This window comes from Paenibacillus sp. DCT19 (assembly GCF_003268635.1).
GTDB lineage: Bacteria > Bacillota > Bacilli > Paenibacillales > Paenibacillaceae > Paenibacillus.
Genome location: NZ_CP029639.1, coordinates 4,565,760 through 4,589,128, shown reverse-complemented (window position 1 = coordinate 4,589,128; position 23,369 = coordinate 4,565,760). Strand labels below are relative to the sequence as shown.

At 45.0% G+C, this 23,369-nt stretch carries 23 protein-coding genes and 1 pseudogene; 21 read left to right on the top strand and 3 right to left on the bottom strand.

The window, feature by feature from the left end; translation table 11 throughout:
- Positions 1-158: 158 nt before the first annotated feature.
- The 3 genes and pseudogenes from DMB88_RS21010 to DMB88_RS21000 all read right to left on the bottom strand — a co-directional run bounded on the left by DMB88_RS21010 (position 159) and on the right by DMB88_RS21000 (position 2,862).
- Positions 159-1,292 (bottom strand): bifunctional cystathionine gamma-lyase/homocysteine desulfhydrase, encoded by a 1,134-nt coding sequence (locus DMB88_RS21010; protein WP_128102908.1) that lies wholly within the window; start codon positions 1,290-1,292, stop codon positions 159-161.
- A gap of 1 nt (position 1,293) precedes the next feature.
- Positions 1,294-2,216: pseudogene (locus tag DMB88_RS21005) on the bottom strand (PLP-dependent cysteine synthase family protein).
- Position 2,217: 1 nt separating this feature from the next.
- Complete coding sequence (locus DMB88_RS21000; RefSeq protein ID WP_128102907.1) at positions 2,218-2,862, bottom strand: class I SAM-dependent DNA methyltransferase; 645 nt, start codon at positions 2,860-2,862, stop codon at positions 2,218-2,220.
- Positions 2,863-3,091: 229 nt separating this feature from the next.
- On the opposite strand from DMB88_RS21000, the gene DMB88_RS20995 reads away from it, so the two are divergent.
- The 21 genes from DMB88_RS20995 (at position 3,092) to rpoD (ending at position 23,197) form a co-directional block, all read left to right on the top strand.
- Entirely contained in the window at positions 3,092-3,451 is a 360-nt protein-coding gene (locus DMB88_RS20995) for a histidine triad nucleotide-binding protein (RefSeq protein WP_128102906.1), read from the top strand.
- A gap of 186 nt (positions 3,452-3,637) precedes the next feature.
- The gene (rpsU, locus tag DMB88_RS20990) at positions 3,638-3,811 is read left to right on the top strand and encodes a 30S ribosomal protein S21 (RefSeq protein WP_005547957.1); all 174 of its coding nucleotides are present in this window, start codon (positions 3,638-3,640) and stop codon (positions 3,809-3,811) included.
- A 15-nt stretch (positions 3,812-3,826) separates the two neighbouring features.
- The gene (locus tag DMB88_RS20985) at positions 3,827-4,270 is read left to right on the top strand and encodes a GatB/YqeY domain-containing protein (protein WP_128102905.1); all 444 of its coding nucleotides are present in this window, start codon (positions 3,827-3,829) and stop codon (positions 4,268-4,270) included.
- A 384-nt stretch (positions 4,271-4,654) separates the two neighbouring features.
- Positions 4,655-5,977 carry an NfeD family protein gene (locus DMB88_RS20980; RefSeq protein WP_251382470.1) on the top strand — a complete coding sequence of 441 codons (1,323 nt, stop codon included), beginning with the start codon at positions 4,655-4,657 and terminating at the stop codon, positions 5,975-5,977.
- 162 nt (positions 5,978-6,139) lie between these two features.
- Positions 6,140-7,150 (top strand): flotillin-like protein FloA, encoded by a 1,011-nt coding sequence (gene floA / locus DMB88_RS20975; RefSeq protein ID WP_164848750.1) that lies wholly within the window; start codon positions 6,140-6,142, stop codon positions 7,148-7,150.
- Positions 7,151-7,163: 13 nt separating this feature from the next.
- Positions 7,164-7,781, top strand: coding sequence for a hypothetical protein (locus tag DMB88_RS20970; RefSeq protein ID WP_128102903.1), 618 nt, complete (start codon positions 7,164-7,166; stop codon positions 7,779-7,781).
- Positions 7,782-7,959: 178 nt separating this feature from the next.
- Positions 7,960-8,253 (top strand): sporulation protein YqfC, encoded by a 294-nt coding sequence (gene yqfC / locus DMB88_RS20965; protein WP_128102902.1) that lies wholly within the window; start codon positions 7,960-7,962, stop codon positions 8,251-8,253.
- On the top strand, positions 8,250-9,443 hold the full coding sequence (gene yqfD, locus DMB88_RS20960; protein WP_128102901.1) for a sporulation protein YqfD: 1,194 nt from the start codon (positions 8,250-8,252) through the stop codon (positions 9,441-9,443). The genes yqfC and yqfD overlap by 4 nt, the downstream gene beginning before the upstream one ends.
- A 6-nt stretch (positions 9,444-9,449) precedes the next feature.
- Entirely contained in the window at positions 9,450-10,421 is a 972-nt protein-coding gene (locus tag DMB88_RS20955) for a PhoH family protein (protein WP_128102900.1), read from the top strand.
- Positions 10,422-10,437: 16 nt separating this feature from the next.
- On the top strand, positions 10,438-12,687 hold the full coding sequence (locus DMB88_RS20950; protein WP_128102899.1) for an HD family phosphohydrolase: 2,250 nt from the start codon (positions 10,438-10,440) through the stop codon (positions 12,685-12,687).
- Positions 12,688-12,731: 44 nt separating this feature from the next.
- On the top strand, positions 12,732-13,229 hold the full coding sequence (gene ybeY, locus DMB88_RS20945; RefSeq protein WP_128102898.1) for an rRNA maturation RNase YbeY: 498 nt from the start codon (positions 12,732-12,734) through the stop codon (positions 13,227-13,229).
- A complete protein-coding gene (locus tag DMB88_RS20940) occupies positions 13,229-13,600 on the top strand; it encodes a diacylglycerol kinase family protein (RefSeq protein WP_128102897.1) in 372 nt (123 codons plus the stop codon). Before ybeY ends, DMB88_RS20940 begins: the two co-directional genes overlap by 1 nt.
- A 68-nt stretch (positions 13,601-13,668) precedes the next feature.
- Positions 13,669-14,082, top strand: coding sequence for a cytidine deaminase (locus tag DMB88_RS20935; protein WP_128102896.1), 414 nt, complete (start codon positions 13,669-13,671; stop codon positions 14,080-14,082).
- 39 nt (positions 14,083-14,121) lie between these two features.
- Entirely contained in the window at positions 14,122-15,021 is a 900-nt protein-coding gene (gene era / locus DMB88_RS20930; protein WP_128102895.1) for a GTPase Era, read from the top strand.
- 104 nt (positions 15,022-15,125) lie between these two features.
- Entirely contained in the window at positions 15,126-15,266 is a 141-nt protein-coding gene (locus DMB88_RS20925) for a YqzL family protein (RefSeq protein ID WP_128102894.1), read from the top strand.
- Between the two features lie 33 nt (positions 15,267-15,299).
- A complete protein-coding gene (gene recO, locus DMB88_RS20920; protein WP_128102893.1) occupies positions 15,300-16,052 on the top strand; it encodes a DNA repair protein RecO in 753 nt (250 codons plus the stop codon).
- A 399-nt stretch (positions 16,053-16,451) separates the two neighbouring features.
- The gene (gene glyQ, locus DMB88_RS20915) at positions 16,452-17,339 is read left to right on the top strand and encodes a glycine--tRNA ligase subunit alpha (protein WP_128102892.1); all 888 of its coding nucleotides are present in this window, start codon (positions 16,452-16,454) and stop codon (positions 17,337-17,339) included.
- Positions 17,332-19,407 carry a glycine--tRNA ligase subunit beta gene (gene glyS / locus DMB88_RS20910; RefSeq protein ID WP_128102891.1) on the top strand — a complete coding sequence of 692 codons (2,076 nt, stop codon included), beginning with the start codon at positions 17,332-17,334 and terminating at the stop codon, positions 19,405-19,407. The genes glyQ and glyS overlap by 8 nt, the downstream gene beginning before the upstream one ends.
- A gap of 257 nt (positions 19,408-19,664) precedes the next feature.
- Positions 19,665-20,147, top strand: coding sequence for a YaiI/YqxD family protein (locus tag DMB88_RS20905; RefSeq protein WP_174715349.1), 483 nt, complete (start codon positions 19,665-19,667; stop codon positions 20,145-20,147).
- A 47-nt stretch (positions 20,148-20,194) separates the two neighbouring features.
- Complete coding sequence (gene dnaG / locus DMB88_RS20900) at positions 20,195-22,015, top strand: DNA primase (protein WP_128102889.1); 1,821 nt, start codon at positions 20,195-20,197, stop codon at positions 22,013-22,015.
- 42 nt (positions 22,016-22,057) lie between these two features.
- A complete protein-coding gene (rpoD, locus tag DMB88_RS20895) occupies positions 22,058-23,197 on the top strand; it encodes an RNA polymerase sigma factor RpoD (RefSeq protein ID WP_128102888.1) in 1,140 nt (379 codons plus the stop codon).
- Positions 23,198-23,369: the final 172 nt, after the last annotated feature.

Here is a 23,369-nt window from a genome sequence, read left to right as displayed (position 1 = left end):
AAGTGATCAGTACTTATGTCCTTAACTTAACACGAGGGTTATTTTGGGCAGTTGGGGAACCCCGATGCTACTGAATAGAAAAACTTCAAAAAATCATGCCTCACAGAAGTTCTCTTCTGAAGCGGCATGATTTCTTTATTTTACAATATAAATTGGATTCACTTTAAGGCAGAACTCAGATCATCGATTAAATCTTGGACATCCTCAATGCCAATCGAGATGCGTATCAACCCGTCCGTAATCCCCAATTCTTGACGACGTTCATATGGAATGGAAGCATGTGTCATCCGCGCAGGTACAGAAATTAAACTTTCTACCGCGCCCAGGCTTTCAGCCAAGGTGAAATAACGGACTTTACTCAATACTTCATCGACTTTTGCGGCACTGCCTACGTCAAAAGACACCATCCCGCCAAACCCTCTTGCCTGGGTGGAAGCGAGAGTGTGCTGAGGGTGATCGGACAATCCTGGGTAGTAGACCTTGCTCACGGCAGGATGTTGGTTCAGAAAGTCAACAATTTGCTCGGCGTTGCGTTCCTGCGCTTCCATACGCAATCCTAATGTTTTGAGTCCACGCATCAATAACCACGAATCCATCGGTCCTAAGACTGCGCCAATTGCGTTTTGCAAGAAATGTAGATCTTCACCAAGCTGTTCACTGTTCACGACGGCAAGTCCTGCAACAACATCACTATGACCACCAATATACTTCGTGGCTGAATGTAACACAATATCCGCACCGAGAGCGAGAGGGGTTTGCCAATACGGTGTACTAAAGGTGTTATCCACGATGAATAACAGTTCGTTAGCTTTAGACCATTTCGATACAGTAGCAATATCAGTCACTTTAAGTAGGGGGTTTGTTGGTGTCTCAACATAAATAGCCTTCGTATTCGGTTGAAGAGCTTGTTCCAGTGCTTGCAGCGAGGTTGTGTCCACGAAAGTGGATTCGATTCCTAGGCGGTGGAGCACTTTGGTGAAAATGCGATAAGTCCCACCGTACACATCATCTGTTAGAATAACGTGATCACCACTTTTCAACAGAGACATTACGGCATGAATGGCAGCCATTCCTGAACTGAACGCGAAGCCCCGAACGCCGTCTTCCAGCTCTTTAATCACTTCTTCCAAGGCATGACGAGTCGGATTGCCCGTGCGTGAATACTCATAGCCTTTGTGCACACCAACGGCTTCTTGTTCATACGTGCTTACTTGATAGATCGGCACACTCACGGCTCCCGTATGAGGATCACCAACAATGCCAGCATGAATTAACTTTGTTTTTTGTCTCATTTTATTGTCCTCCATTATAGATGTTTTGGCTTAAATAACGCTCACTGCTATCCGGGAAAATAACAACGATGTTACTTCCAGGCAGGGCGTGATGCGCTTCATTTAATGCAGCCTGCATAGCTGCTCCGGAAGAACTTCCTACCAGCAAACCTTCCAAGATTGCCAGATCCTTAACCCGCTCAAAGGCGTCCTCATCTGAAATGGTATGAATAGCATCAAAGTAACTTACATCCATAAATGAAGATAATGCTTCGACTCCGATACCTTCTGTGCGATGTGATCCCGGTGAACCACCAGCAAGGATTGAGCCTTCGGGCTCTACAATGCAGGTCTTAATGGAAGGATTCTGTTCCTTCAAGAAGCGTGAGCCGCCCATAAAGGTTCCGCCAGACCCAGCTCCAGCGACATATATATCTACTTTTCCATTCAGATCACGCCAAATCTCAGGACCCAAGTGTTCATAATGAGCTTTGGGATTATCCTCATTAGAGAACTGTGCTGGAATGTAGGAACCCGGTATCTCGGTTGCTAGTGTTTCTGCTCTGCGGATTGCACCCGTCATTCCCTCTGATGTCGGTGTATTGATGACCGTAGCACCCAGTGCACGCATCAATTGCTGCTTCTCCACACTGAACTTCTCAGGAACTGTGAAAATAACGTTTAAGTTCAGGCCTACCGCAGCCATCGCAAGACCAATGCCGGTATTACCTGCGGTAGCTTCTATGATCGTCCCCCTGACTTAACATCTCCCCGTGCCAAGGCTTGCTCCAACAAAAACTTGCCGATCCGGTCTTTTACACTGCCTCCAGGATTCATGAATTCCAACTTGGCATACAAACGCACTCCCTGAGGTAAAGGATAACGAGATAATTCAAGCAAAGGCGTATTGCCTATAAGTTCTTGTACATGTTGATAAACAGTCACATTAACCAATCTCCTTTTGTGCACTCATTAACCATACATATTTATTCAAGCGGGAGAAGTTTGTTCTAAAACCATGCTTCGATAATATGGGGTGTAGTACCTCAATCGTTGTATAATACTCCGTCCGTAGATCGGTGAGCAGTCCCGAATAGCCCTGAGATGCCACTTCTTCTTCAATCTGGCGCCGACTGTCCTGATTTTGAAAGATCGTGTCCGCAAATACGATTTTCCCATGAGGCTGCAGCAGCTTGGCGTATATTGAAATCGCTTGTTCCTTCTCTGCATCTGTTAGATGATGAAAGGCATACGTGCTCACGATGGCATCAATGGGTTCAGTCAAAGGAGGGAAGTCCAGAAAGTCACCTTCAAACAATTGAAAATTTATTTTTCGTCGTTGAATCTGTTGAATCATACCTCGTGAAGGCTCTACTCCATATACCTTATGACCTGCTGCCACTAGTTTTTCGGTGAGATTTCCCGTCCCTACGCCAAATTCCAAAATCGTACCATGTACCTCGGAGACTACAGAATGCAGAATTTTCTCATAATCTTCGAACACTTCCTGATACTGCTCGTTGTGTCCTGTTACGGTTAGATCATAGTTATTAGACCATTGGTCAAATAAAGGAACAAACTCTCTGCCCATTACCTAAATATCCTCCTTGGTAACGCTCGAAATAAAAGCAACTATATCAATGGGGATTATATACTATAAATGTGTAAATTAAAAGAAAAATATGGAATTTTATGGCTTTAAAACAGTAATCCTGTATCTCTGTACTTGAGTGATCATTTCATGAAATTGGACGTTGCTCGGCACATCCGGTATGATAGGAAAGGTATACATAATTGCTGTTTAAAGGAGGGTATGAACAATGGATTGCTTGTTTTGCAAAATTGTAGAGGGCAGCATTCCCTCCAACAAGGTGCTGGAGAATGACCATGTTGTCGTCTTCCATGACATACAGCCCGCTGCGCCAACACATGTGTTAGTGATTCCTAAGAAACATATTGCTTCTATGAATGAAGTAACGGCAGAGGATCTGCCCTTGATTGGACAAGTGCATTTGGCTGCACAGGAAGCTGCAAAACGCTTAGGCATTGACGAGTCTGGTTACCGACTGATCAATAACTGTGGTAAGGATGGCGAGCAAACGGTGCATCATTTGCATTATCACCTGCTTGGAGGCACAAGACTCGGAGCTTTGACTAGCCTATCTGATTCGCACAAATAAACAGTTGAAATGCTTAAAATCAACTTTTATTGTTTGCACTATCTAACGATGGAAAGCATCGATGTTGTTTGAATTAAACGACTATTTTACGTTGAGGTTGACACGTTTATTACCTTTCGCCTATAATGAAAGGTGATGAACCGTGTTATTGCTCTTGGACGGTCTGGTCGGAGGGAGGGAAAACTGGTGTCTGAAACTAAAGTTCGCAAAAACGAGACTATTGATGCTGCACTTCGTCGCTTTAAACGTTCCATCGCTAAAGATGGCGTCTTGGCTGAGGTGAAGAAACGTAAGCATTATGAGAAGCCAAGCGTGAAGCGCAAGAAAAAGTCCGAGGCTGCTCGTAAGAGAAAGTTTTAGGAGGATTTTAACTACATGAATCTTAGCGAACGATTGAACGAAGATATGAAGCAAGCGATGAGGAGCAAGGACAAGTTCAAGCTCTCCACCATTCGGTTGATTCGTTCGACGATCAAGAATCTTGAAATAGATTTGAAAAGAGATTTGGATGACAACGAAGTGCTTGATATCCTAAGTCGTGAAATCAAACAGCGCAAAGATGCCCTCCAAGAATTTGAAAAATTGGGCCGTGAAGACCTCGCGGCAAATGCAAAAGCGGAAATTGATATAATCGGTCAATACCTTCCCGAACAGCTTACCGAAGAAGAAATTAAAGTTATTGTACAGCAGACCATCCAGGAAACCGGTGCTTCTTCGAAAGCCGAGATGGGGAAAGTTATGGCGGCCCTTATGCCGAAAGTCAAAGGCAAAGCGGACGGCAAGCTGGTTAACCAAGCAGTTCAACAATTTCTGCAATAAAGCAATCAATAAACACTTCCTGACTTGTCAGGGAGTGTTTTTTCCTTTGTTAATACCTCTTTAGTGAAAGACTCTTAGTGAAGCACTCTTAGTGAAACACTATAAGCGAGCATGTTGGCTTTTTGAAGCAGGAATAAATTTATGTTTTACAGCGTTGGACAAATGGTGAATAAATGCGTTACTTTTTTCTTTAAATTGGATATTGAACATGATATTGGATTATAAATGTTGCAATTGTCGCAAGATTCAAATATAATTTTAAGATTTTGAAACGAAATGCTGATTGGTACGTAATAACAACCATAAGCTGGACAGTATAACAATTAAGGAAAAGGGGGATTATTGGTGAAGGGAAAGCACCGGAAGATGCTTACGGGGCCATTCATGCTCTTGATGCTGCTGACGCTGTTGCTTCCTGTTTGGATTGGATCGCCTTCAGCACATGCGGCTGAGAAGAGCGGCGCCGTATACATTATTCCGGTTGACAAACCAATCGAGCAGGGGCTTGGCAAATTTATGGAGCGCGGCTTCAAAGAAGCTGAGAGCATGAACGCTGGCCTGATTGTTCTGGATATTAATACGCCGGGAGGACGTGTTGATACTGCGGAAGCACTGGGAATCTTGATCAAAGATAGCCCGATTGAAACCTTAGCTTTTGTGCGCGGTGACGCTGCTTCTGCAGGTAGTTTTTTGGCCTTGAATGCGGATAAGATCGTAATGTCGCCAGGAAGCATGATTGGTGCGGCAGCGATGGTGGACAGTACGGGTAAACATGTAGATGATCCAAAACTCGTTGCCTTTTGGAAAAGTAAAATGCAAGGAGCGGCTGAAAAAAGTGGTCGCGATGGCAAAATTGCCGCTGGAATGACGGACGTTAATATGGTCGTAGAAATGCCAGAGATTAATAAAACCAAGCAAAAAGGTGAAATTATTGCACTCTCGGCAGAAGAAGCTTTAAAAGTTGGATACGCAGACCATATTAGTAACACTCCAGAAGAGGCGGCTGCCTGGTTAGGATACAGTCAGGATGATGTGTTCAAAGTGGAAAGAACCACAGCTGAGAACATCTCTACATTCCTTACGAACCCTGTGGTTATGACTGTGCTCTTATTCCTCGGTATTGCAGGGGTGATCATTGAGTTGATCGTTCCTGGCTTCGGAGTACCTGGTATTGTTGGTATTGTATGTTTTGTACTTTATTTCTCCGGAAACTATATTGCTGGTTTTGCCGGAGCAGAGACATGGGTATTATTCACTGTTGGCCTCATCATGATGATTCTTGAGATGTTTATACCGAGCTTCGGAATACTGGGTATTCTCGGATCTATCGCACTCGTTGCTGGTGTTGTGCGAGCAGCGTACGACACAAGCGATGCGTTTGTATCACTCGGTATTGCCTTTGGAGCTGCGCTCGTAGTTATCGCGATCGTTGTCATTCTGTTTAAGGATAAGGGCATCTGGAATCGATTCATATTGAGTGAGAAGCTGTCTGCTGATCGTGGGTTCTCCTCAGCGACAGAACGCAAGGAACTGATTGGAATGCAAGGAATCAGCCTTACTCCGCTTCGTCCGTCTGGAACCGCCATGTTGAATGGGGAGCGGGTCGATGTTGTATCAGATGGTGATTTTATTCCTATTGATACACCGATTATCGTCATTAAGGCAGAAGGTACTCGTATTGTAGTGCAACAAGCTCTACCTGTGTAACCTTCTTCATTGCCGGAGCCGATGAGGTCTTCGGCAACGTACATATCCATTCTGTGAGGCTGTTGCCAGAGTGGGGGATCAAAATAAACAGCAGATTTAACTCAGGTTTGTTATGCTGTATATTGGTACAAAATTTAAAATGCAAATGGAGGAATTTTGACTATGGAACCAACCTTGATTACGGTTTTGCTAATTGCGGTAGTTGCGATTATCGTGCTTAGCGTATTCTTCAGCTTTTTCCCGGTTATGCTCTGGATCTCAGCCATTGCATCCGGTGTGCGTGTCGGAATTATTACACTGGTAGCTATGAGATTGAGACGTGTAACACCTAGTCGGATCGTAAACCCGTTGATCAAAGCAACAAAGGCGGGACTAGGATTGAATATCAACCAATTGGAAAGTCACTTCCTTGCTGGTGGTAACGTAGACCGCGTTGTTAATGCCTTGATTGCTGCACAACGTGCAAACATTCCATTGGAGTTTGAACGTGCTGCTGCAATCGATCTTGCGGGTCGTGACGTATTGCAAGCCGTGCAAATGAGCGTTAACCCTCGTGTAATCGAGACACCAATTGTATCCGCTGTAGCGAAAGATGGTATCGAAGTTAAAGTTAGAGCGCGTGTTACGGTACGTGCAAACATTGATCGCCTCGTCGGTGGTGCTGGTGAAGAGACAATCATTGCCCGTGTCGGCGAAGGTATCGTAAGTACGAACGGTTCTTCCAATTCCCACAAAGACGTATTGGAAAATCCAGATTTGATCTCTCGTACGGTGTTGTCTAAAGGTTTGGATGCAGGTACGGCTTTTGAAATCCTGTCCATTGATATCGCAGACGTAGATGTAGGTAAAAACATTGGTGCATTCTTGCAAACGGAACAAGCAGAGGCGGATAAGCGTATTGCCCAAGCAAAAGCCGAAGAGCGTCGTGCAATGGCCGTAGCCCAAGAGCAAGAGATGAAAGCACGCGTTGTAGAGATGAGAGCACGTGTAGTTGAATCTGAGTCCCAAGTACCTTTGGCAATGTCTGAAGCACTTCGTAGTGGTAAAATCGGTGTTATGGACTACATGAACCTGAAAAATATTGAAGCAGATACTCAAATGCGTAACACATTAGGAAAACCTGGTGAAGGCTCCAATTCCAATGATCAGGGTGATTCCAAAAACGGAAGATAGGCGGTGAATACACATGAGCCTATTAGATTGGGTATTTGACAATCTGTACATTGTAGCGGTTGTTGGATTTATGCTGTTTTCATTCCTGGGAAAAGCCGCCAAGTCCGCTGATCCGAACAAAAAGCGACCGAGCAACGGGATGCCTACCTTTGGTGGAAGTGGTGACTCTGATCGAAATGGACGTTCTTCTGAAGACACGAGAACGCAATCCACAGGACCCTCTAATCAGGGAGATACTCGTTATGATGAGCAATACGATGATCGTTATGATGATAGAAGGTATGACGAGGAAACGTATGATGATCGTTATGAACCCATGTATTCTGAGCCTGCGTCAAGTTCTAGACAATCCGATGAATACAGCGGCCAGAGCACGGTAAGTGCGATGAGCAGTTCTCTTGAAGAGCAGATGAAGCAGATGGAACAGCAACAACGTGAAATACAAGAGCGTTTGAATCGTATTTCATCAGCCAATACTCCAGTTGTCTCTGATTCCAGTTGGGATGAAACCACAGGTGAATCTGGGCAGTCTCTGCTTCGCAGAGAAGATATTCGTACCGGTGTTTTATGGGCTGAAGTGTTGGGTTCCCCACGTTCCAAACAACCATTTGGGACTCGGGGTAAACTGTAATAATCTTAAAAATGAATGAGGAAAGGGTCGTCTCTGGTGAGTGTTAGAGCCAGATGACGGCTCTTTTTTTGTTTTTATAATACTTTTATCTGTTTCGAACTCATCCTTTACCATAGTTCTCATATATTCAGGCTTAACCGCATAAGTTGAATTGTAGAGGAAGGGGGAAGACCTTCGAATGACTCGAATTAGCCGCAAGCTGCGCAGATGGACTAGTGAGGTACTGGATCTGCCGCAGGATGTGCTTTACGATATGCCACGGTTAACCCTGATTGGCAATAAGCAATTGTATATAGAGAATCATCGAGGTGTCATCCATTTTACACCTGACCGCATCGTGCTTGCTCTATCCCAAGGCGAACTGGAGATTAAAGGAGCCGAACTGATGATCCGAAATATTTTACCGGATGAGGTAGCTGTGGAGGGCAAGATTTTAGATATTCATATGAATGGAGCGGAGGGAAACGAATGAAGCAGCCCAGTCTGTACAAACTGCGTGGAGCGGTCCGAATCACGGTTACTGGGGGAGACATTGAAGGGTTAATTAACTTGCTGGCAGTGCAGGGACTGGAAGTTTGGAACCTGCGTGCCAGAGATGGGCGCCGGGCAGATATGAATATTTTGCTGCCGCATTTCTTCAAGTTGCGTCCGTTACTGAAACGGACAGGCTGCAAAGTGAAGGTGACTCATCGCAGAGGATTCCCGTTTTTTGTTGCCCGACTATGGAAAAGAAAATTTTTCCTTGGTGGAATGTTATTTTTTGTGGCAGCATTATTTGCGTTAACGTCTATGGTCTGGAATGTGGAAGTGAAGGGCAATGTGAAGATTCCAACAGATGAAATTCTTACAGCTGCCAAAAAAGAGGGGTTATATCCTTTTCAATGGTCATTTCGTCTTCCTAGCCAGGACAAGCTCTCCAAACAGCTCGCATTGACGTTGCCGGATGTAACATGGGTTGGTGTAACCAAAGAAGGTACCAACGTCACCATTCAGGTTGTAGAGTCGGCACAACCGAAGCGAGAGCCTTTAATGAACCCTAGACATCTAGTAAGTAAATCCGACGCAGTAGTTACTCAGATTTACGCGGAGCAGGGGCGGCCGGTTGTGCAGGAAAACATGCGTGTAAAAAAGGGACAAGTGTTGATCTCAGGCATCTTAGGGGATGAAGAAAATACAGAAACAGTGGTGGCCAAAGGTGATATTCGTGGCTTGGTGTGGCGTGAATATCAAGTTGAAGTGCCGCTTACCCAAAAGCTCAATACGATGACTGGTGAGAGCAAAGAGCGATTTTATATTGTGCTGGGGAAATGGGCGGTACAGCTATGGGGATATGGTAAGATTCCTTTCAACTCGTATGAAACATCCAGCAACCATGATCCACTCACATGGAGATCCTTTACTCTTCCTATGGGGTGGTTAACAGAGACAGATAGAGAAACCCGTGCACATGAAGTTCAGCAGAGTGTAGAATGGGCTAGAAGCAAAGGGTTGGAAGGGGCTAGAAACGATATTATCGCTAAAAATGGGAAAGAAACTAAAATTATAAGTGAAAAAATTTTGCATGAGAAGAAAGAGAATGGTAAAGTTTATATGAAAGTATTATTTGAAGTAGAAGAAAGTATTGCGGAGGAACTTCCGCTAGTCCATAGTCAAGGAGAATGAGGCTATTTGTCAGAACAAACACGCAGCATACGAATCTCCCTCCAAAGCGCGGGAGAGGGTCAATCTCTGTTTGGACCCCAAGATATTTTTCTGAAATTAATTGAAGCTGAAATTCCTGCTCAGATCTCATCCCGTGAAGCGGAGATCGTGATCTTCGGGAATGCACAGAACGTAGAATCGCTAGAACAGTTATTTGATGTATTATTGCAATTGGTTCGTAACGGATATGTGTTAACGGAGAGGGATGTTAAATACGCGATTGAGCTAGCGAAGGAACTGCGTGCAGACCAGCTTCTTGACCTGTTCAAGGGTGAGATTACAACGACCTATCGAGGCAAGCCGATCCGGGTAAAAACGATTGGACAGAAGCACTATGTAACTACGATTAAGAAACGGGACGTTGTATTCGGTATTGGTCCTGCAGGTACAGGAAAAACCTATCTCGCGGTTGTGCTCGCCGTGGCAGCACTCAAGGAAGGTAGTGTAAAGCGGATTGTACTTACAAGACCTGCGGTTGAGGCTGGTGAAAGCCTAGGCTTCCTCCCGGGCGATTTGCAAGAGAAGGTAGATCCTTACTTACGTCCACTGTACGATGCATTATATGATGTGATGGGACAAGAGCAGACGGCAAAAGCGCTAGAGCGAGGGCTGATAGAAATTGCACCTTTGGCATACATGCGTGGACGTACGCTGGATGATTCATTCATTATTTTGGATGAAGCCCAGAACACAACGCCTGAACAAATGAAAATGTTTTTGACCCGTCTTGGTTTTGGTTCCAAAATGGTCATTACCGGCGATGTTACACAAATTGATTTACCCCGCGGCAAGAAGTCTGGATTAGTGGAAGCCAAAACGATACTGAATGAAGTGGAAGAAATCGGATTTGTGTTCTTTGCAGAGCAAGATGTTGTAAGACACTCTCTCGTTCAGAAAATTATCGTTGCATACAACCACGCCGCAGAAAATCAAGAATAGAAAGGGATTGTCTAAGGTGACCTCTAAGGAACTGTCAAAAGGCAAATCTTTTCAGAATAGAGCTACAGGATGGAAGTATAGCGTGTGGGCACGCTATCTTCTGTTTTTGTTTCTGGTGATTCTCTTCTTCGTAAGTCTAGCTCCCAAGCTGCTTCCTGAGCGATATGATATTCAGGAAGGGACACGCAGTGAAGTGGATATTGCTGCACCTATGCAGATTCCAAACAATAAAGCTACGCTAAAAGCGCAAGAAGAAGCCGCCGAACGTGTGCAGCCTATTTATCAAATTGTGCAGATGCGCAATGAGAATCTGATGACGACATTACTTGATCGTATTGACCGATTGAATCAGGATGATCAGATATCAAGTCAAGATAAGATTGACATTTACCGGGAAGAAATTCCGCAGCGACAGAAGGATTTTGTGTCCAATTTTATCAACAACAACCGGAAATCAGGTACATACTCCGAAACGTTACTGGAAGAAATCAGAAATGTAGTACAGGAGCAAAGCTACCGAATCCCGGAAGAGACATATATCAAAATATCTCGTCTCACTTCAGATGATATTCAGGAGATGAAACCTGTTGCGAGGGACATTGTCTCTAGACTGATGACGGATCAGATCAGTGATGCAACAACGGCTCGTGCCAAAGTCGCCGAGATGGTTAGTGTAAGCTCGCTTAGCAAACGTACACAGCGTGAGGTTGTGCAGGAGCTGGGACGACTTGTTCTGACATCAAATCGTTTCTACGATGAAGAGGGGACAAAAGAGGCGAAGGTACAGGCTCGTGAGAACACGCAAACCGTGTTTATCAAGCAAGGAGACACCCTAGTTGCCAAGGGGGAAATAATTACCCCAGAGATGTATGCACTGCTGGATGAGAATGATTTGTTGAAAAATGAAGTGAATTATTGGCCGCAAGTTGGATTGCTCATGCTGTCCTGTCTGTTGTCTGCGGCGATTCTCATGTATATTCAGCAATGTAGCGGCACACATTTTAAATACAACAACGCACAGCTGCTAATGCTTGTCCTTATATTCATCATTACGATTGTAGTTATGCATGTGACCGCATTCATCCAGACAAACGAACAGTCGTATGTAGGATTCCTTGCACCAGTTGCTGTAGGAGCGATGCTGATTGCTTTGCTGCTGGATACTTCACTTGCTTTTGTATGTTCCATAATCATTGGCATGCTCTCAAGTATCATTCTTAATACGCATCAGGGTCAGATTTTTGACTTCGAATTTGGTTTCTTCGCTGTATTGGTTTCCTTTGTTGCTATTTTTGCAACCCATAAGGCTAGTCAGCGCTCAACGATCTTAAAGGGTGCCATTATGGTATGTCTCTTTGGCTCCATTGCTGTCTTCACACTCGCTTTAATCGATACAGGTGACTGGAACCGTACAACGACATTGTATGGTATAGGTTTCGCCTTTGCCGGTGGTGTGTTAACCGCTATACTTGTCATTGGGCTTATGCCATTCTTTGAAACATCGTTTGGCATCTTGTCTGCTCTCAAACTTGTAGAGTTATCCAATCCAAACCATCCGTTATTACGTAAGCTGTTGACCGAAACGCCTGGTACGTATCATCATAGCGTCATGGTGGGCAACCTGTCAGAGGCTGCGGCCGAAGCTATTGGAGCTAATGGGCTACTCTGCCGCGTTGGATCGTATTATCATGATATCGGAAAGACGAAGCGACCTATTTATTTTATCGAAAACCAAAATAATATGGAAAATCCCCATGATTCCATCGATCCAAAGCTGAGTAAGTCGATCATCGTTGCTCATGCTAGAGATGGAGTGGAAATGCAGAAGGATTACAAGCTGCCAAGACCGATTCGCGATATAGCGGAACAGCATCATGGGACAACATTCCTTCACTTCTTCTACCATAAGGCATTAAGACAGGCTGAAGAAGCGGGGATCGAACCTGATTTTACGGAAGAGGATTTCCGTTATCCAGGGCCGAAAGCTCAATCCAAAGAGTCTGCCATTGTTGGTATAGCAGATAGTGTGGAAGCGGCTGTTCGTTCGCTGCGTAAACCGACGGTAGAGCAAGTGGAGTCCATGATTGAGAAGATTATCAAAGGTAGATTGGACGACCATCAGTTTAATGATTGTGATCTAACGATGCGGGAACTTGATATTGTTGCCAAAACTCTGAAAGAAACGGTAATGGGCATTTTCCACTCCCGGATCGAATATCCAGAGGAAATGAAGAAACCGAAACCTACTTCACCCGAAGCAGGTTAATTGAATAAAACCTCTAATAATCAGTAGACAGGAGTTATGAAAGAATGAGTCTTAACCTGGCATGGAATAATGAACAACAGGATAAAGAAATTACAGAGCCTATGATCGCAATGTTGGAGCAGCTGCTCAATCTTGCAGGAGAAGCCGAAGGTGTTGCTGAAGGAGAAGTAGCTCTAACGTTTGTAGATGATGAGCAGATCCATGAGTTGAACCGCGATTATCGTGGTATCGACCGTCCAACCGATGTATTATCATTTGCCATGAATGAGACGGTGGATGAAGAACTGGATATCATTTATGAGTTGGACGAAGATGAGGAAATGGAAGAAATGCCAGATGTGCTGGGCGACATTATCATCTCCGTTCCTCGTACGATTCTGCAAAGTGAGGAGTACGGACATTCCTTTGAACGCGAATTAGGATTTCTATTTGTTCACGGATTTTTACACCTGCTCGGTTATGACCATCAGGATGAGGCCAGTGAGGCTGAGATGATGGGTAAGCAGGAAGCTGTATTGGCTCAGGCCGGGTTGACACGATAATGAAGCGGCGCTCCTGGGGTCTGGTGTTCCGCAATGCAGCGGAAGGAATCGCATACGGCTTCCGAACTCAGAGGAATGTAAGAGTCCATACAGGAGTAGCCCTCATCATGTGTGTAGCCGGGTTTTTTTTCGGGATTTCCAGAACAGATTGGATGTTTGTTTTGACAGCTATTTTTTTGGTACTGGTGACCGAATTAATGAACACTGCTGTGGAAGCTGCGGTTGATCTCGCACATCCGCATATTCACCCGCTTGCCAAAGCGGCAAAAGACACCGCGGCTGGAGCAGTACTTCTGGCTGCGGTATTCGCTGTCATCATTGGATGTGTTGTATTCCTCAAGCCAGTACTGAGCTGGTTAGGGTTGTATTAATTTTTTTGATGTAGTTGAATTTAATTTATAGAGCGCAGCTTTATATGACCTAAGGGAGAGAATTTAGTATGGATAACGGACTGCTGATGCAAGAAGCGATTAAGGCGCGTACCAAAGCGTACATTCCTTATTCGCATTTTGGTGTAGGCGCGGCATTGCTTGATCAAGAAGGTAATGTGCACCATGGATGTAATATTGAAAATGCAGCGTACACGCCTGGTAATTGTGCTGAACGGACCGCTTTGTTTAGTGCGATTGCTGGTGGGCAGCAGCCGCGAAGCTTCAAAGCCATTGCTATTGTAGGTGACACGGATGATCCGATTGCTCCATGCGGAGTATGTCGTCAAGTGATGTTTGAATTATGCGAACCAGATATGAAGGTTATTCTAGGAAACATGAAAGGTGACCTGCGTGAGACTACGGTTGCCGAATTGATTCCATATGCTTTTGGCCCATCCGATCTGAATTCGTCCCAAAAATAAACCATTACATTCCAGGCCTAGGCGCCTGAGGAGGAACATATGAAAAAACAAGCATTTAAATCCGGTTTTGTAGCCATCGTTGGACGTCCCAATGTCGGGAAATCGACGTTAATGAATCAAGTTATTGGTCAGAAGATTGCCATTATGTCGGACAAGCCGCAAACGACACGTAATAAAATTCATGGTGTATACACTTCTGAACAGCAACAGATCGTCTTTCTAGACACACCTGGTATCCATAAGCGTCAATCCAAGTTGGGTGACTACATGAATCAAACTGCACTGAACACACTTCACGAGGTTGAAGCTGCGCTATTCCTGATTGATGCTTCTGAAGGTATGGGTGGAGGGGATCGTTACATTGCAGAACAGCTAAAAAATGTACGCACTCCAATCATCTTGGTAATGAACAAGATTGATAAAGTTGAACCTGAAGCGTTACTTCCTTTGATTGAGGAATATCGTAAACTTCACGATTTTGCAGAGATTGTTCCTGTATCCGCTAAGCTTGGTAGTAATGTGAATACATTGCTGGAGCAGATCAGCAGATACCTGCCAGAGGGCCCGCAATACTACCCTGAGGATCAGGTGACAGATCACCCGGAGCAATTCGTTTGCGCTGAGCTGATTCGGGAGAAAATTCTGCAAATGACTCGTGAAGAAGTACCGCACTCCATTGCAGTAACGATTGAAGATATGAAGGTGCAGGATAATGGCGTTGTCTACATTTCGGCAGTTATTTTTGTAGAGCGTGATTCGCAAAAAGGGATTATTATCGGCAAGCAAGGTGCCTTGCTCAAAGAAGTCGGTAAACGTGCTAGGCAGGACATTCAGAACCTGTTAGGCTCCAAGATCTTTATGGATCTGTGGGTAAAGGTGAAAAAGGACTGGAGAAATCAGGATCGTGTACTACGTGACCTTGGTTTCGGTCGTGAATAATCCTCCGAGCTGTATCCAGTAATTGCAACGCATAGTTTACCTTGCAAGACTCCATCCTATCTTCTAGATGCACACGTCATTTCCGAAGAGAGGATGAAATTCCGATGCGAGATTTTTCGTGGAAGGTTTTTGCGATGACGGGGGATGTAGAATCCTACTTACTGTATGCGGAAGCATGCAGCTCATTGGAGCAAGAGTCGGATCATGCAGGGGAAGTGATTGAAGATGAAGAAGCCGAGCAATGATTGGCGGATTCGGGAATGGTTAGGTGACGAGGCATGCTATACAGGGTGGAAGGGATTGTCATCCGCAGCATGGACTATGGCGAGGGAAACAAAATTATTACGCTTTGCACCGAAAGCGGTGGAAAAGTAGGTGTGCTTGTCCGTGGTGCCAAAAAGCCCAAAAGTCGACACGCTGCACTTGTGCAGCCGTTTACGTTCGGTCAGTACGTTTACTTTCGTAACACGGGCTTGGGAAACTTGAATGCAGGCGAAATTATTGAGTCATACCATGAGCTGCGTGAGGATCTGGTCAAAGCGGCATATGCATCCTATGCGTGTGAGCTGCTTGATCGCGTGCTGCAGGATGAGGAGACAGGTACCTTCTGGTTTAAACAGCTAAAGGCCTGTCTCCAAGCATTAAAGGAAGATAAGGATCCAGTTGTAATGACTAGTTTATACGAAATGAAAATTTTGCAATCGGCTGGTTACGGGCCTGCACTGGATGATTGTATTTCTTGTGGGCAGGAACGACCAGATGAGCAATTGTTCGTGAGCCCTAGACTTGGGGGCGTATTATGCCGTGCATGTAAGCATTTTGATCCGCCTGCCATGTCAGTAAGTCCTAAAGCACTGAAATTGTTGAGATTGTTCGCACAGCTTGATTTGCAACGGCTGGGTAATATATCGGTGAGTGAAGGTACTCGAGCTGAGATCAAAAAAATCATGCGCTCGTTTATGGATCACCAACTAGGCTTAAATTTGAAGTCCCGTTCCTTTCTCGATCAAATGGAGAAGTACGGGATTTGAGTTGTTTGTAGCAGTGCTGAAATACAACTTGACTTCATTCTTATTTTTATATATGATGAACTATAATTTCTCTTTTGGAGACATGCATTGAACGAGAGAGTAGTAGACAGAATTCTATAATTTATGATTGAGGGCATTAGTTCTACGATCATAATAGAGCGAGCCGGGGATGGTGGAAGCCTGGATGAATTGGTCTATGAAAGGGCACTCGGGAGCATGAATGGACACGGAAAAGTGGGCTTAGGTTTACCAGGATATCCTGTATTCCTTGAGCCAAGTAGGGTGGAACCGCGGGAATAGCTCTCGTCCCTACGTCTGGACAACAGGCGTAGGACGGGGGCTTTTTATTGTCTAAACCGTTCTAGGCTTGCCAACAAACCATTGAAAAGGAGCATGATTATGAATTTTCAGCAGATGATTCTAACGCTGCAGCAATTCTGGGCTGGGCACAATTGTATTATTGTTCAGCCGTATGATACGGAAAAAGGGGCAGGTACGATGAACCCAATGACCTTTTTGCGTTCACTTGGACCTGAACCATGGAAAGTAGCTTATGTTGAGCCTTCCCGTCGCCCATCGGATGGACGTTATGGTGAGAACCCAAACCGGCTGTATCAGCATCATCAATTCCAAGTCATTATCAAGCCTTCTCCAGACAATATCCAAGAGATCTACTTGGAGAGCTTGAAACGTCTAGGTATTGATCCGCTCAAACACGATATTCGGTTTGTTGAAGACAACTGGGAGAATCCGTCTCTTGGATGTGCGGGCTTGGGTTGGGAAGTATGGCTAGATGGTATGGAAATCACCCAATTTACGTATTTCCAACAAGTAGGTGGAATCGAGACGAATCCGGTTGCTGTTGAGATTACGTATGGTATGGAGCGACTAGCTTCTTACATTCAAGATAAAGAGAATGTGTTTGATCTGGAATGGGTTGAAGGCATTAGCTATGGCGATGTATTCCGTCAACCAGAATTCGAGCATTCTAAATATACATTTGAAGTATCAGACGTGAAAATGTTATTTACGCTTTTCAACATGCATGAAGAAGAAGCGAATAAAGCAATGGCACAAAACTTGGTATTCCCCGCATATGACTATGTGCTGAAATGTTCACATACGTTCAATCTGCTGGATGCTCGAGGTGCAATTAGCGTAACAGAGCGTACAGGTTACATCACACGTGTTCGTAATCTAGCTCGGCAAGTGGCTGCCACATACATGGAAGAGCGTGAGAAGCTTGGCTTCCCGCTGATTAAGAAAGGGGGAGCTGAGCATGTCTAAGGATCTATTATTTGAAATTGGTCTTGAAGAAGTTCCAGCTCGTTTCATGCGCGGTGCGATCGAGCAGTTACAGGAACGCGTTGTGAAATGGTTGGACGCATCTCGTATCTCTTACGGTGAAGTGAATGCCTATGCAACACCACGTAGATTGGCTGTATTGATTCAAGGCGTCGCAGAGAAGCAAGAGGACGTGGAAGAAGAAGTCAAAGGACCTTCGCGCAAAATTGCATTGGACGAGAGCGGCAACTGGAGCAAAGCGGCTTTAGGATTCGCTCGTAGCCAGGGTGTAGACCCGGAACAATTCACGTTTAAGGAACTTAGTGGCGTGGAGTACATCTATGCAACCAAGAGCAGCAAAGGGGTAGAAACCTCCTCTGTAATTGGTGAAGGCCTGTTGTCTATCCTTCATGCGATGACGTTCCCTAAATTCATGCGCTGGGCAACCTATGATTTCAAGTTTGTACGTCCAATCCGTTGGATTGTTGCTTTGTTCGGCAGTGAAGTCATTGAGATTGAAGTAGCTGGCGTGAAGTCTGGTAATGTTACTCGGGGACATCGCTTCTTGGGCAAAGATACTGTGATCAGCAGTGCTTCTTCTTACGTAGAGACTCTTCGTTCTGAGCATGTCATTGTAGACATCGCTGAACGTGAACAGATGATTGTATCGCAAATTGAAGCGCTAGCTGCTGAAAAAAAATGGAATATTGGAATCAAAGAAGATCTTCTTGAAGAGGTATTGTTCTTAGTTGAGACGCCAACGGTGCTGTTTGGTACATTCGACTCTTCATTCTTGAACATTCCTCAGGATGTTCTGATTACATCCATGAGAGAGCACCAACGTTATTTCCCTGTGCTTGACAGTGAAGGACAATTGCTGCCGTATTTCGTTACGGTTCGTAATGGTGGTGCGGATTCACTTGAGGTCATTGCCAAAGGGAACGAAAAGGTATTGCGTGCAAGACTTTCGGATGCAAAATTCTTCTATGAAGAAGATCAAAAGCTAGAGATCAAAGACGCACTATCTAAGCTGGAAACGATCGTGTTCCAGGAAGAACTAGGTACTGTTGGTGATAAAGTTCGCCGTATTCGCAAAATTGCAGATGCTTTGGCAGCTAAGCTGCAGGTGTCGAATGTTGTTGCGGAATCGGTTAGCCGTGCTGCGGATATCTGTAAGTTCGATCTTGTTACCCTGATGGTTGGTGAGTTCCCAGAATTGCAAGGGGTTATGGGTGAGGATTACGCACGCAAAGCTAACGAAAAAGAAGATGTGGCTAAAGCCGTATTTGAACACTATCAGCCACGTTTTGCTGGAGATCAATCCCCAAGTTCACTGATCGGTGCGATTGTAAGTGCTGCGGACAAAATGGACACGATCGTAGGTTGTTTCTCCATCAACATCATTCCGACAGGTTCTCAAGATCCGTATGCGCTTCGCCGTCAGGCTGCAGGCATCGTGCAGATTTTGCTAGATCATCAGCTTCCATTGACGTTGTCAGACGTATTCGGAGTTGCACTTGAAGTGCACGCTCAGATGAATCTGTTGAAACGTGCAGACGAAGAAATACGTAAAGATTTGCAGGACTTCTTCGGACTTCGTGTGAAAAAATTGCTGTCCGAGACAGTTCGTTACGACGTGGTTGATGCAGTGATCTCTTCCGGCTTCGATGATATTAGTGCGGTTGTTCCTAAGGGTGAAGCGTTGATGTCGGCTGTTCAAACTGGAGATGCGTTCAAAACAACCGTTGAAGCATTCAACCGTGTGGGCAATCTGGCTGCAAAAGCATCTAATGCGACCGTGCATTCGGAGTTGTTTACAGAAGAAGGGGAGCGCCAGTTGCACGAAGCTTGGAGCAAAACGAGCGAAGAGTATCGTCAAGCGTTGTCCAAACATTCGGCTGCCGAGGCTCTAGCGATCGCTTCAGCTTGGAAAGAGGGAATTACTGTATTCTTTGATTCCGTTATGGTAATGGCTGAGGATGAAGCTGTACGTGCTAACCGTTTGGCACTCCTTGCGGCAATTGATCGTGATCTGAAACAATTCGCTGATTTCTCCAAATTAGTGTGGTAATCCTTCTTCTGAGCACCCCTACAAGGTGGTTCAGGGACAAAGCATAATTTCAGTATTAAAGCGGGATATAACAGGGTATAAATATACGGAACGGGTTGTGAAATTTACTTTAAACACCTGTTCCGTATTTTAGCCTTTGATTTACCTTAACTCGACAGAAGGATTTCGCCTAACTAAGGTCGTATATAACAATATGCAGTTTATTTTGTGCATTTTGAATCTATACAAAGATGACAACATGCGAACTATAACTGAAGCTGGGTGGTCTGGGATTGAGTGAGTTGAATGTACGCCACATTGTTGTAGATGGCGATGCTTGCCCGGTTAAGGCCGAGATTGCGGAAACGGCTCGTCGTTTCAAAATTCCTGTGCTGCTGGTTTCTTCTTTTGACCATCTGCTTCAAGGTGGAGAAGGGGTTCGCACGGTTCAGGTAGATCGTAGTGACCAAAGCGCTGACCTATATATTGCGAATCATATTAAGCCTTGCGATGTGGTCATTACACAGGATTATGGTTTGGCTGCGCTCGCTTTAGGCAAGCGTTGTTATGTTTTATCATTTCGTGGTCGTGAGTTTAACGATCGTGACATTGATTTCATGCTTGATTCCCGCCACACTGCGGCTAAAGCACGAAAAAGAGGTCACTATGGGAAAGGGCCAAAGCCTTTCACAGAGCAGGATCGTGAAATATTTCAACATAAACTGACAAAACTTTTAAAAGATTTGCAGGAGAATGTGTAAGTTTAGCGAATTATATTTACGTGCTAAAGAGATGAAGGTGGCCAGAGATGAGTACCGGACAAGGCGGTATACCGGAAAGTATTATTGAATCGGTGTTACAGCAGAATGATATTGTCGATACGGTGAGTCGATTTGTGCATCTGACCAAGCAGGGGAAATATATGAAAGGCCTCTGCCCTTTTCATTCTGAGAAGACGCCTTCGTTTACAGTTACACCAGAGAAACAAATTTTCTATTGCTACGGCTGCGGCACGGGTGGAAATGCCATCAAATTTAGGATGGAAATCGAAGGGTTATCCTTTCCCGAGGCTGTTAAGACGATGGCAGAAGAAAGCCATATTTCAATGGGTGACTGGCAAGGGCGTGAATCTGCTCATGTGAATCCGGAGACTGAGCGTCTGCTGGAGGCATACGAGCTTACCGCGAAGCTGTATCATTTCTTATTGAAAAATACAGAGCATGGCAAAGCGGCTATGGATTATTTACGCTCACGGGGCTTCAATGACAAGCTGATTGACCATTTCCAGATTGGTTACGCACCTAATCGCTGGGATACCGTGGTTCAATTTTTGGAGAAACGCAATTTTCCGCTTGAAGAGATGGAGAAGGGCGGTCTTCTGTCACCGAGAAATGAAGGTCAAGGTTATGTGGATCGATTCCGTGACAGAGTCATGTTTCCGATTAATGGCAGGAGCGGGAAACCAATTGCATTTGCAGGTCGCATTTTGGGAGATGGGCAGCCTAAGTATCTTAATTCTCCGGAAACCCGGTTGTTTAACAAAAGCCGAGTGCTCTACAATCTGCATCATGCCAAGAATGCAATTCGTAAACAAAGTCAAGCCATACTATTTGAAGGATACGGTGACGTTATCTCCGCTTGGGATCAAGACATCCATAACGGTATAGCAGCAATGGGAACCGCACTTACCGAGAATCAGGCTTTAATGCTGAAAGGCATGTGCAATGAGGTTATTATCTGTTATGACGGCGACCGAGCTGGACAGGCTGCAGCGCTCAAAAACTTCCCTATTCTTGAGGAAGCAGGGCTGCAAGTTAAAGTAGCACTCATTCCTGAAGGGCTTGACCCGGATGATTTTATCCGCAAGCATGGTGGCGAACGATTCCGGAACCAGATTATAGATGGTGCCGTAACGACAACAAAATTTAAGCTTATAAACCTTAAGAAAAACCATATACTGCTAGAAGGTGGCGGACAAATCGCTTATTCAAAGGAAGCTGTGAAACTTATTGCACCTTTGCCTTCCCCGACAGAACGGGAAGTTTACCTTCGTGAGCTTGCTGCAGAAGTCGACGTTTCGTTTGAAACATTGAAGCAGGAGTGCAACGAAGAGCGAGAAGCCATGAAAAATAACGAGCAGTTTGGGGATAATAATTCGAAAAGGTGGAATAATGGTAGGCAACAAAATAGGCAGGTGCCTACACCTAATCTGTTGCCGGCTTATCACGCTGCTGAGCGTAAGCTGATTGCCTGGATGCTTCAGGACGACGAGGCTGCCCAGTATGTTAACGAGCATCTTGGTGAAGCTTTCAACTTGGATGATCATGCAGCTATTGCTGCTTATCTATATGCCTACTATGCGCAAGGCAAACCCCCGGATACTAGCCGCTTCATGTCTTCGCTGCATGATGACCGCCTTGAGAAGACGGTCAGTTCAATCTCGATGATGGATGGTCCGGGTGAATGGAGTGTTCAAGTGCTCGACGATTGCATCAGAGAAGTGCTGAAGTATCCGCGTAAGAAAGAGTACGACTTGAAGAAAGAAGAAATGATTGCTGCAGAGCGTGCAGGTGATTCTGTACGTGCGGCACAAATTGCAATTGAAATGATTGCCCTAGAGAGACAGTGAACGTCTGAGTGTTGGATGTTTCTAGGAGGAGGGAGTCGAATTATGGCGAATGATCAGCATACTGAACTAGAGACAGAATTGACGCTGGATCAGGTTAAAGATCAATTGATTGAATCAGGTAAGAAAAGAGCTTCGCTAAATTACAAAGAAATTATTGAAAAACTCTCCCCGTTTGAGCAGGACGCAGAGCAAATGGATGAGTTCTATGAGCAATTGAGCGATCTCGGTATTGATGTTGTTAACGAGAATGATGAAGAGGTAACTCTTCGTCCGAGCGAGGATTCGGAAAACAACAACAGAGAAGAGGGCGATGAGTTCCACTTTGATGATGATCTGAGCTTGCCTCCAGGCATCAAAATCAATGACCCTGTCCGTATGTATCTCAAAGAAATTGGTCGTGTCCCGCTATTGTCCGCAGACGATGAGGTAGAACTCGCTAAACGGATTGAGAATGGGGACGAGGAAGCGAAGCGTCGTTTGGCTGAAGCCAACTTGCGACTCGTTGTCAGCATCGCTAAGCGTTATGTTGGACGCGGCATGTTGTTCCTCGATCTGATTCAAGAAGGTAACATGGGTCTGATCAAAGCAGTTGAGAAGTTCGACCACAAAAAAGGTTACAAGTTTAGTACGTACGCGACATGGTGGATTCGCCAAGCGATCACTCGTGCCATTGCTGACCAAGCACGGACAATTCGTATCCCTGTACACATGGTAGAAACGATTAATAAGCTGATCCGGGTATCCCGTCAGCTATTACAAGAGCTTGGGCGTGAACCAACACCAGAAGAAATCGCTGCTGAAATGGATCTGAGTGTTGAGAAAGTGCGTGAAATTACGAAGATTGCACAGGAACCGGTTTCCCTTGAAACGCCAATTGGTGAAGAAGATGATTCCCATCTGGGCGATTTCATTGAGGATCAGGAGGCATTGGCTCCTGCTGATGCTGCCGCGTATGAACTGTTGAAAGAGCAACTTGAGGATGTTCTGGATACATTGACTGAACGGGAAGAAAATGTACTTCGTCTGCGCTTCGGTCTCGATGATGGACGGACGAGAACACTAGAAGAAGTCGGCAAAGTATTTGGCGTTACGCGTGAGCGGATTCGTCAGATCGAAGCCAAAGCTCTTCGTAAATTGCGTCACCCGAGTCGCAGTAAACGACTCAAGGATTTCCTCGAATAACAACACTATGGGAGACTTTCCGCAAGACGCTAACGCGGCTGCGGGGTCTCCTTTATGTTTAAATTGAGTGTCTTAATTTCTTGGTTTTGGTAATTCATCCTTGAAATGTTTGATTGGATTTTATTTTATCGCTTTTCGTTGTTCAATGCAAATCAATAAATTTAATGAATGG

Coding starts and splice junctions, on each gene's coding strand:
- DMB88_RS21010 (WP_128102908.1), bottom strand. CDS start 1,292: ATGAGACAAAAAACAAAGTTAATTCATGCTGGCATTGTTGGTGATCCT.
- DMB88_RS21000 (WP_128102907.1), bottom strand. CDS start 2,862: ATGGGCAGAGAGTTTGTTCCTTTATTTGACCAATGGTCTAATAACTAT.
- DMB88_RS20995 (WP_128102906.1), top strand. CDS start 3,092: ATGGATTGCTTGTTTTGCAAAATTGTAGAGGGCAGCATTCCCTCCAAC.
- DMB88_RS20985 (WP_128102905.1), top strand. CDS start 3,827: ATGAATCTTAGCGAACGATTGAACGAAGATATGAAGCAAGCGATGAGG.
- DMB88_RS20980 (WP_251382470.1), top strand. CDS start 4,655: ATGCTCTTGATGCTGCTGACGCTGTTGCTTCCTGTTTGGATTGGATCG.
- floA (WP_164848750.1), top strand. CDS start 6,140: ATGGAACCAACCTTGATTACGGTTTTGCTAATTGCGGTAGTTGCGATT.
- DMB88_RS20970 (WP_128102903.1), top strand. CDS start 7,164: ATGAGCCTATTAGATTGGGTATTTGACAATCTGTACATTGTAGCGGTT.
- yqfC (WP_128102902.1), top strand. CDS start 7,960: ATGACTCGAATTAGCCGCAAGCTGCGCAGATGGACTAGTGAGGTACTG.
- yqfD (WP_128102901.1), top strand. CDS start 8,250: ATGAAGCAGCCCAGTCTGTACAAACTGCGTGGAGCGGTCCGAATCACG.
- ybeY (WP_128102898.1), top strand. CDS start 12,732: ATGAGTCTTAACCTGGCATGGAATAATGAACAACAGGATAAAGAAATT.
- DMB88_RS20940 (WP_128102897.1), top strand. CDS start 13,229: ATGAAGCGGCGCTCCTGGGGTCTGGTGTTCCGCAATGCAGCGGAAGGA.
- DMB88_RS20935 (WP_128102896.1), top strand. CDS start 13,669: ATGGATAACGGACTGCTGATGCAAGAAGCGATTAAGGCGCGTACCAAA.
- era (WP_128102895.1), top strand. CDS start 14,122: ATGAAAAAACAAGCATTTAAATCCGGTTTTGTAGCCATCGTTGGACGT.
- DMB88_RS20925 (WP_128102894.1), top strand. CDS start 15,126: ATGCGAGATTTTTCGTGGAAGGTTTTTGCGATGACGGGGGATGTAGAA.
- recO (WP_128102893.1), top strand. CDS start 15,300: ATGCTATACAGGGTGGAAGGGATTGTCATCCGCAGCATGGACTATGGC.
- glyQ (WP_128102892.1), top strand. CDS start 16,452: ATGAATTTTCAGCAGATGATTCTAACGCTGCAGCAATTCTGGGCTGGG.
- glyS (WP_128102891.1), top strand. CDS start 17,332: ATGTCTAAGGATCTATTATTTGAAATTGGTCTTGAAGAAGTTCCAGCT.
- dnaG (WP_128102889.1), top strand. CDS start 20,195: ATGAGTACCGGACAAGGCGGTATACCGGAAAGTATTATTGAATCGGTG.
- rpoD (WP_128102888.1), top strand. CDS start 22,058: ATGGCGAATGATCAGCATACTGAACTAGAGACAGAATTGACGCTGGAT.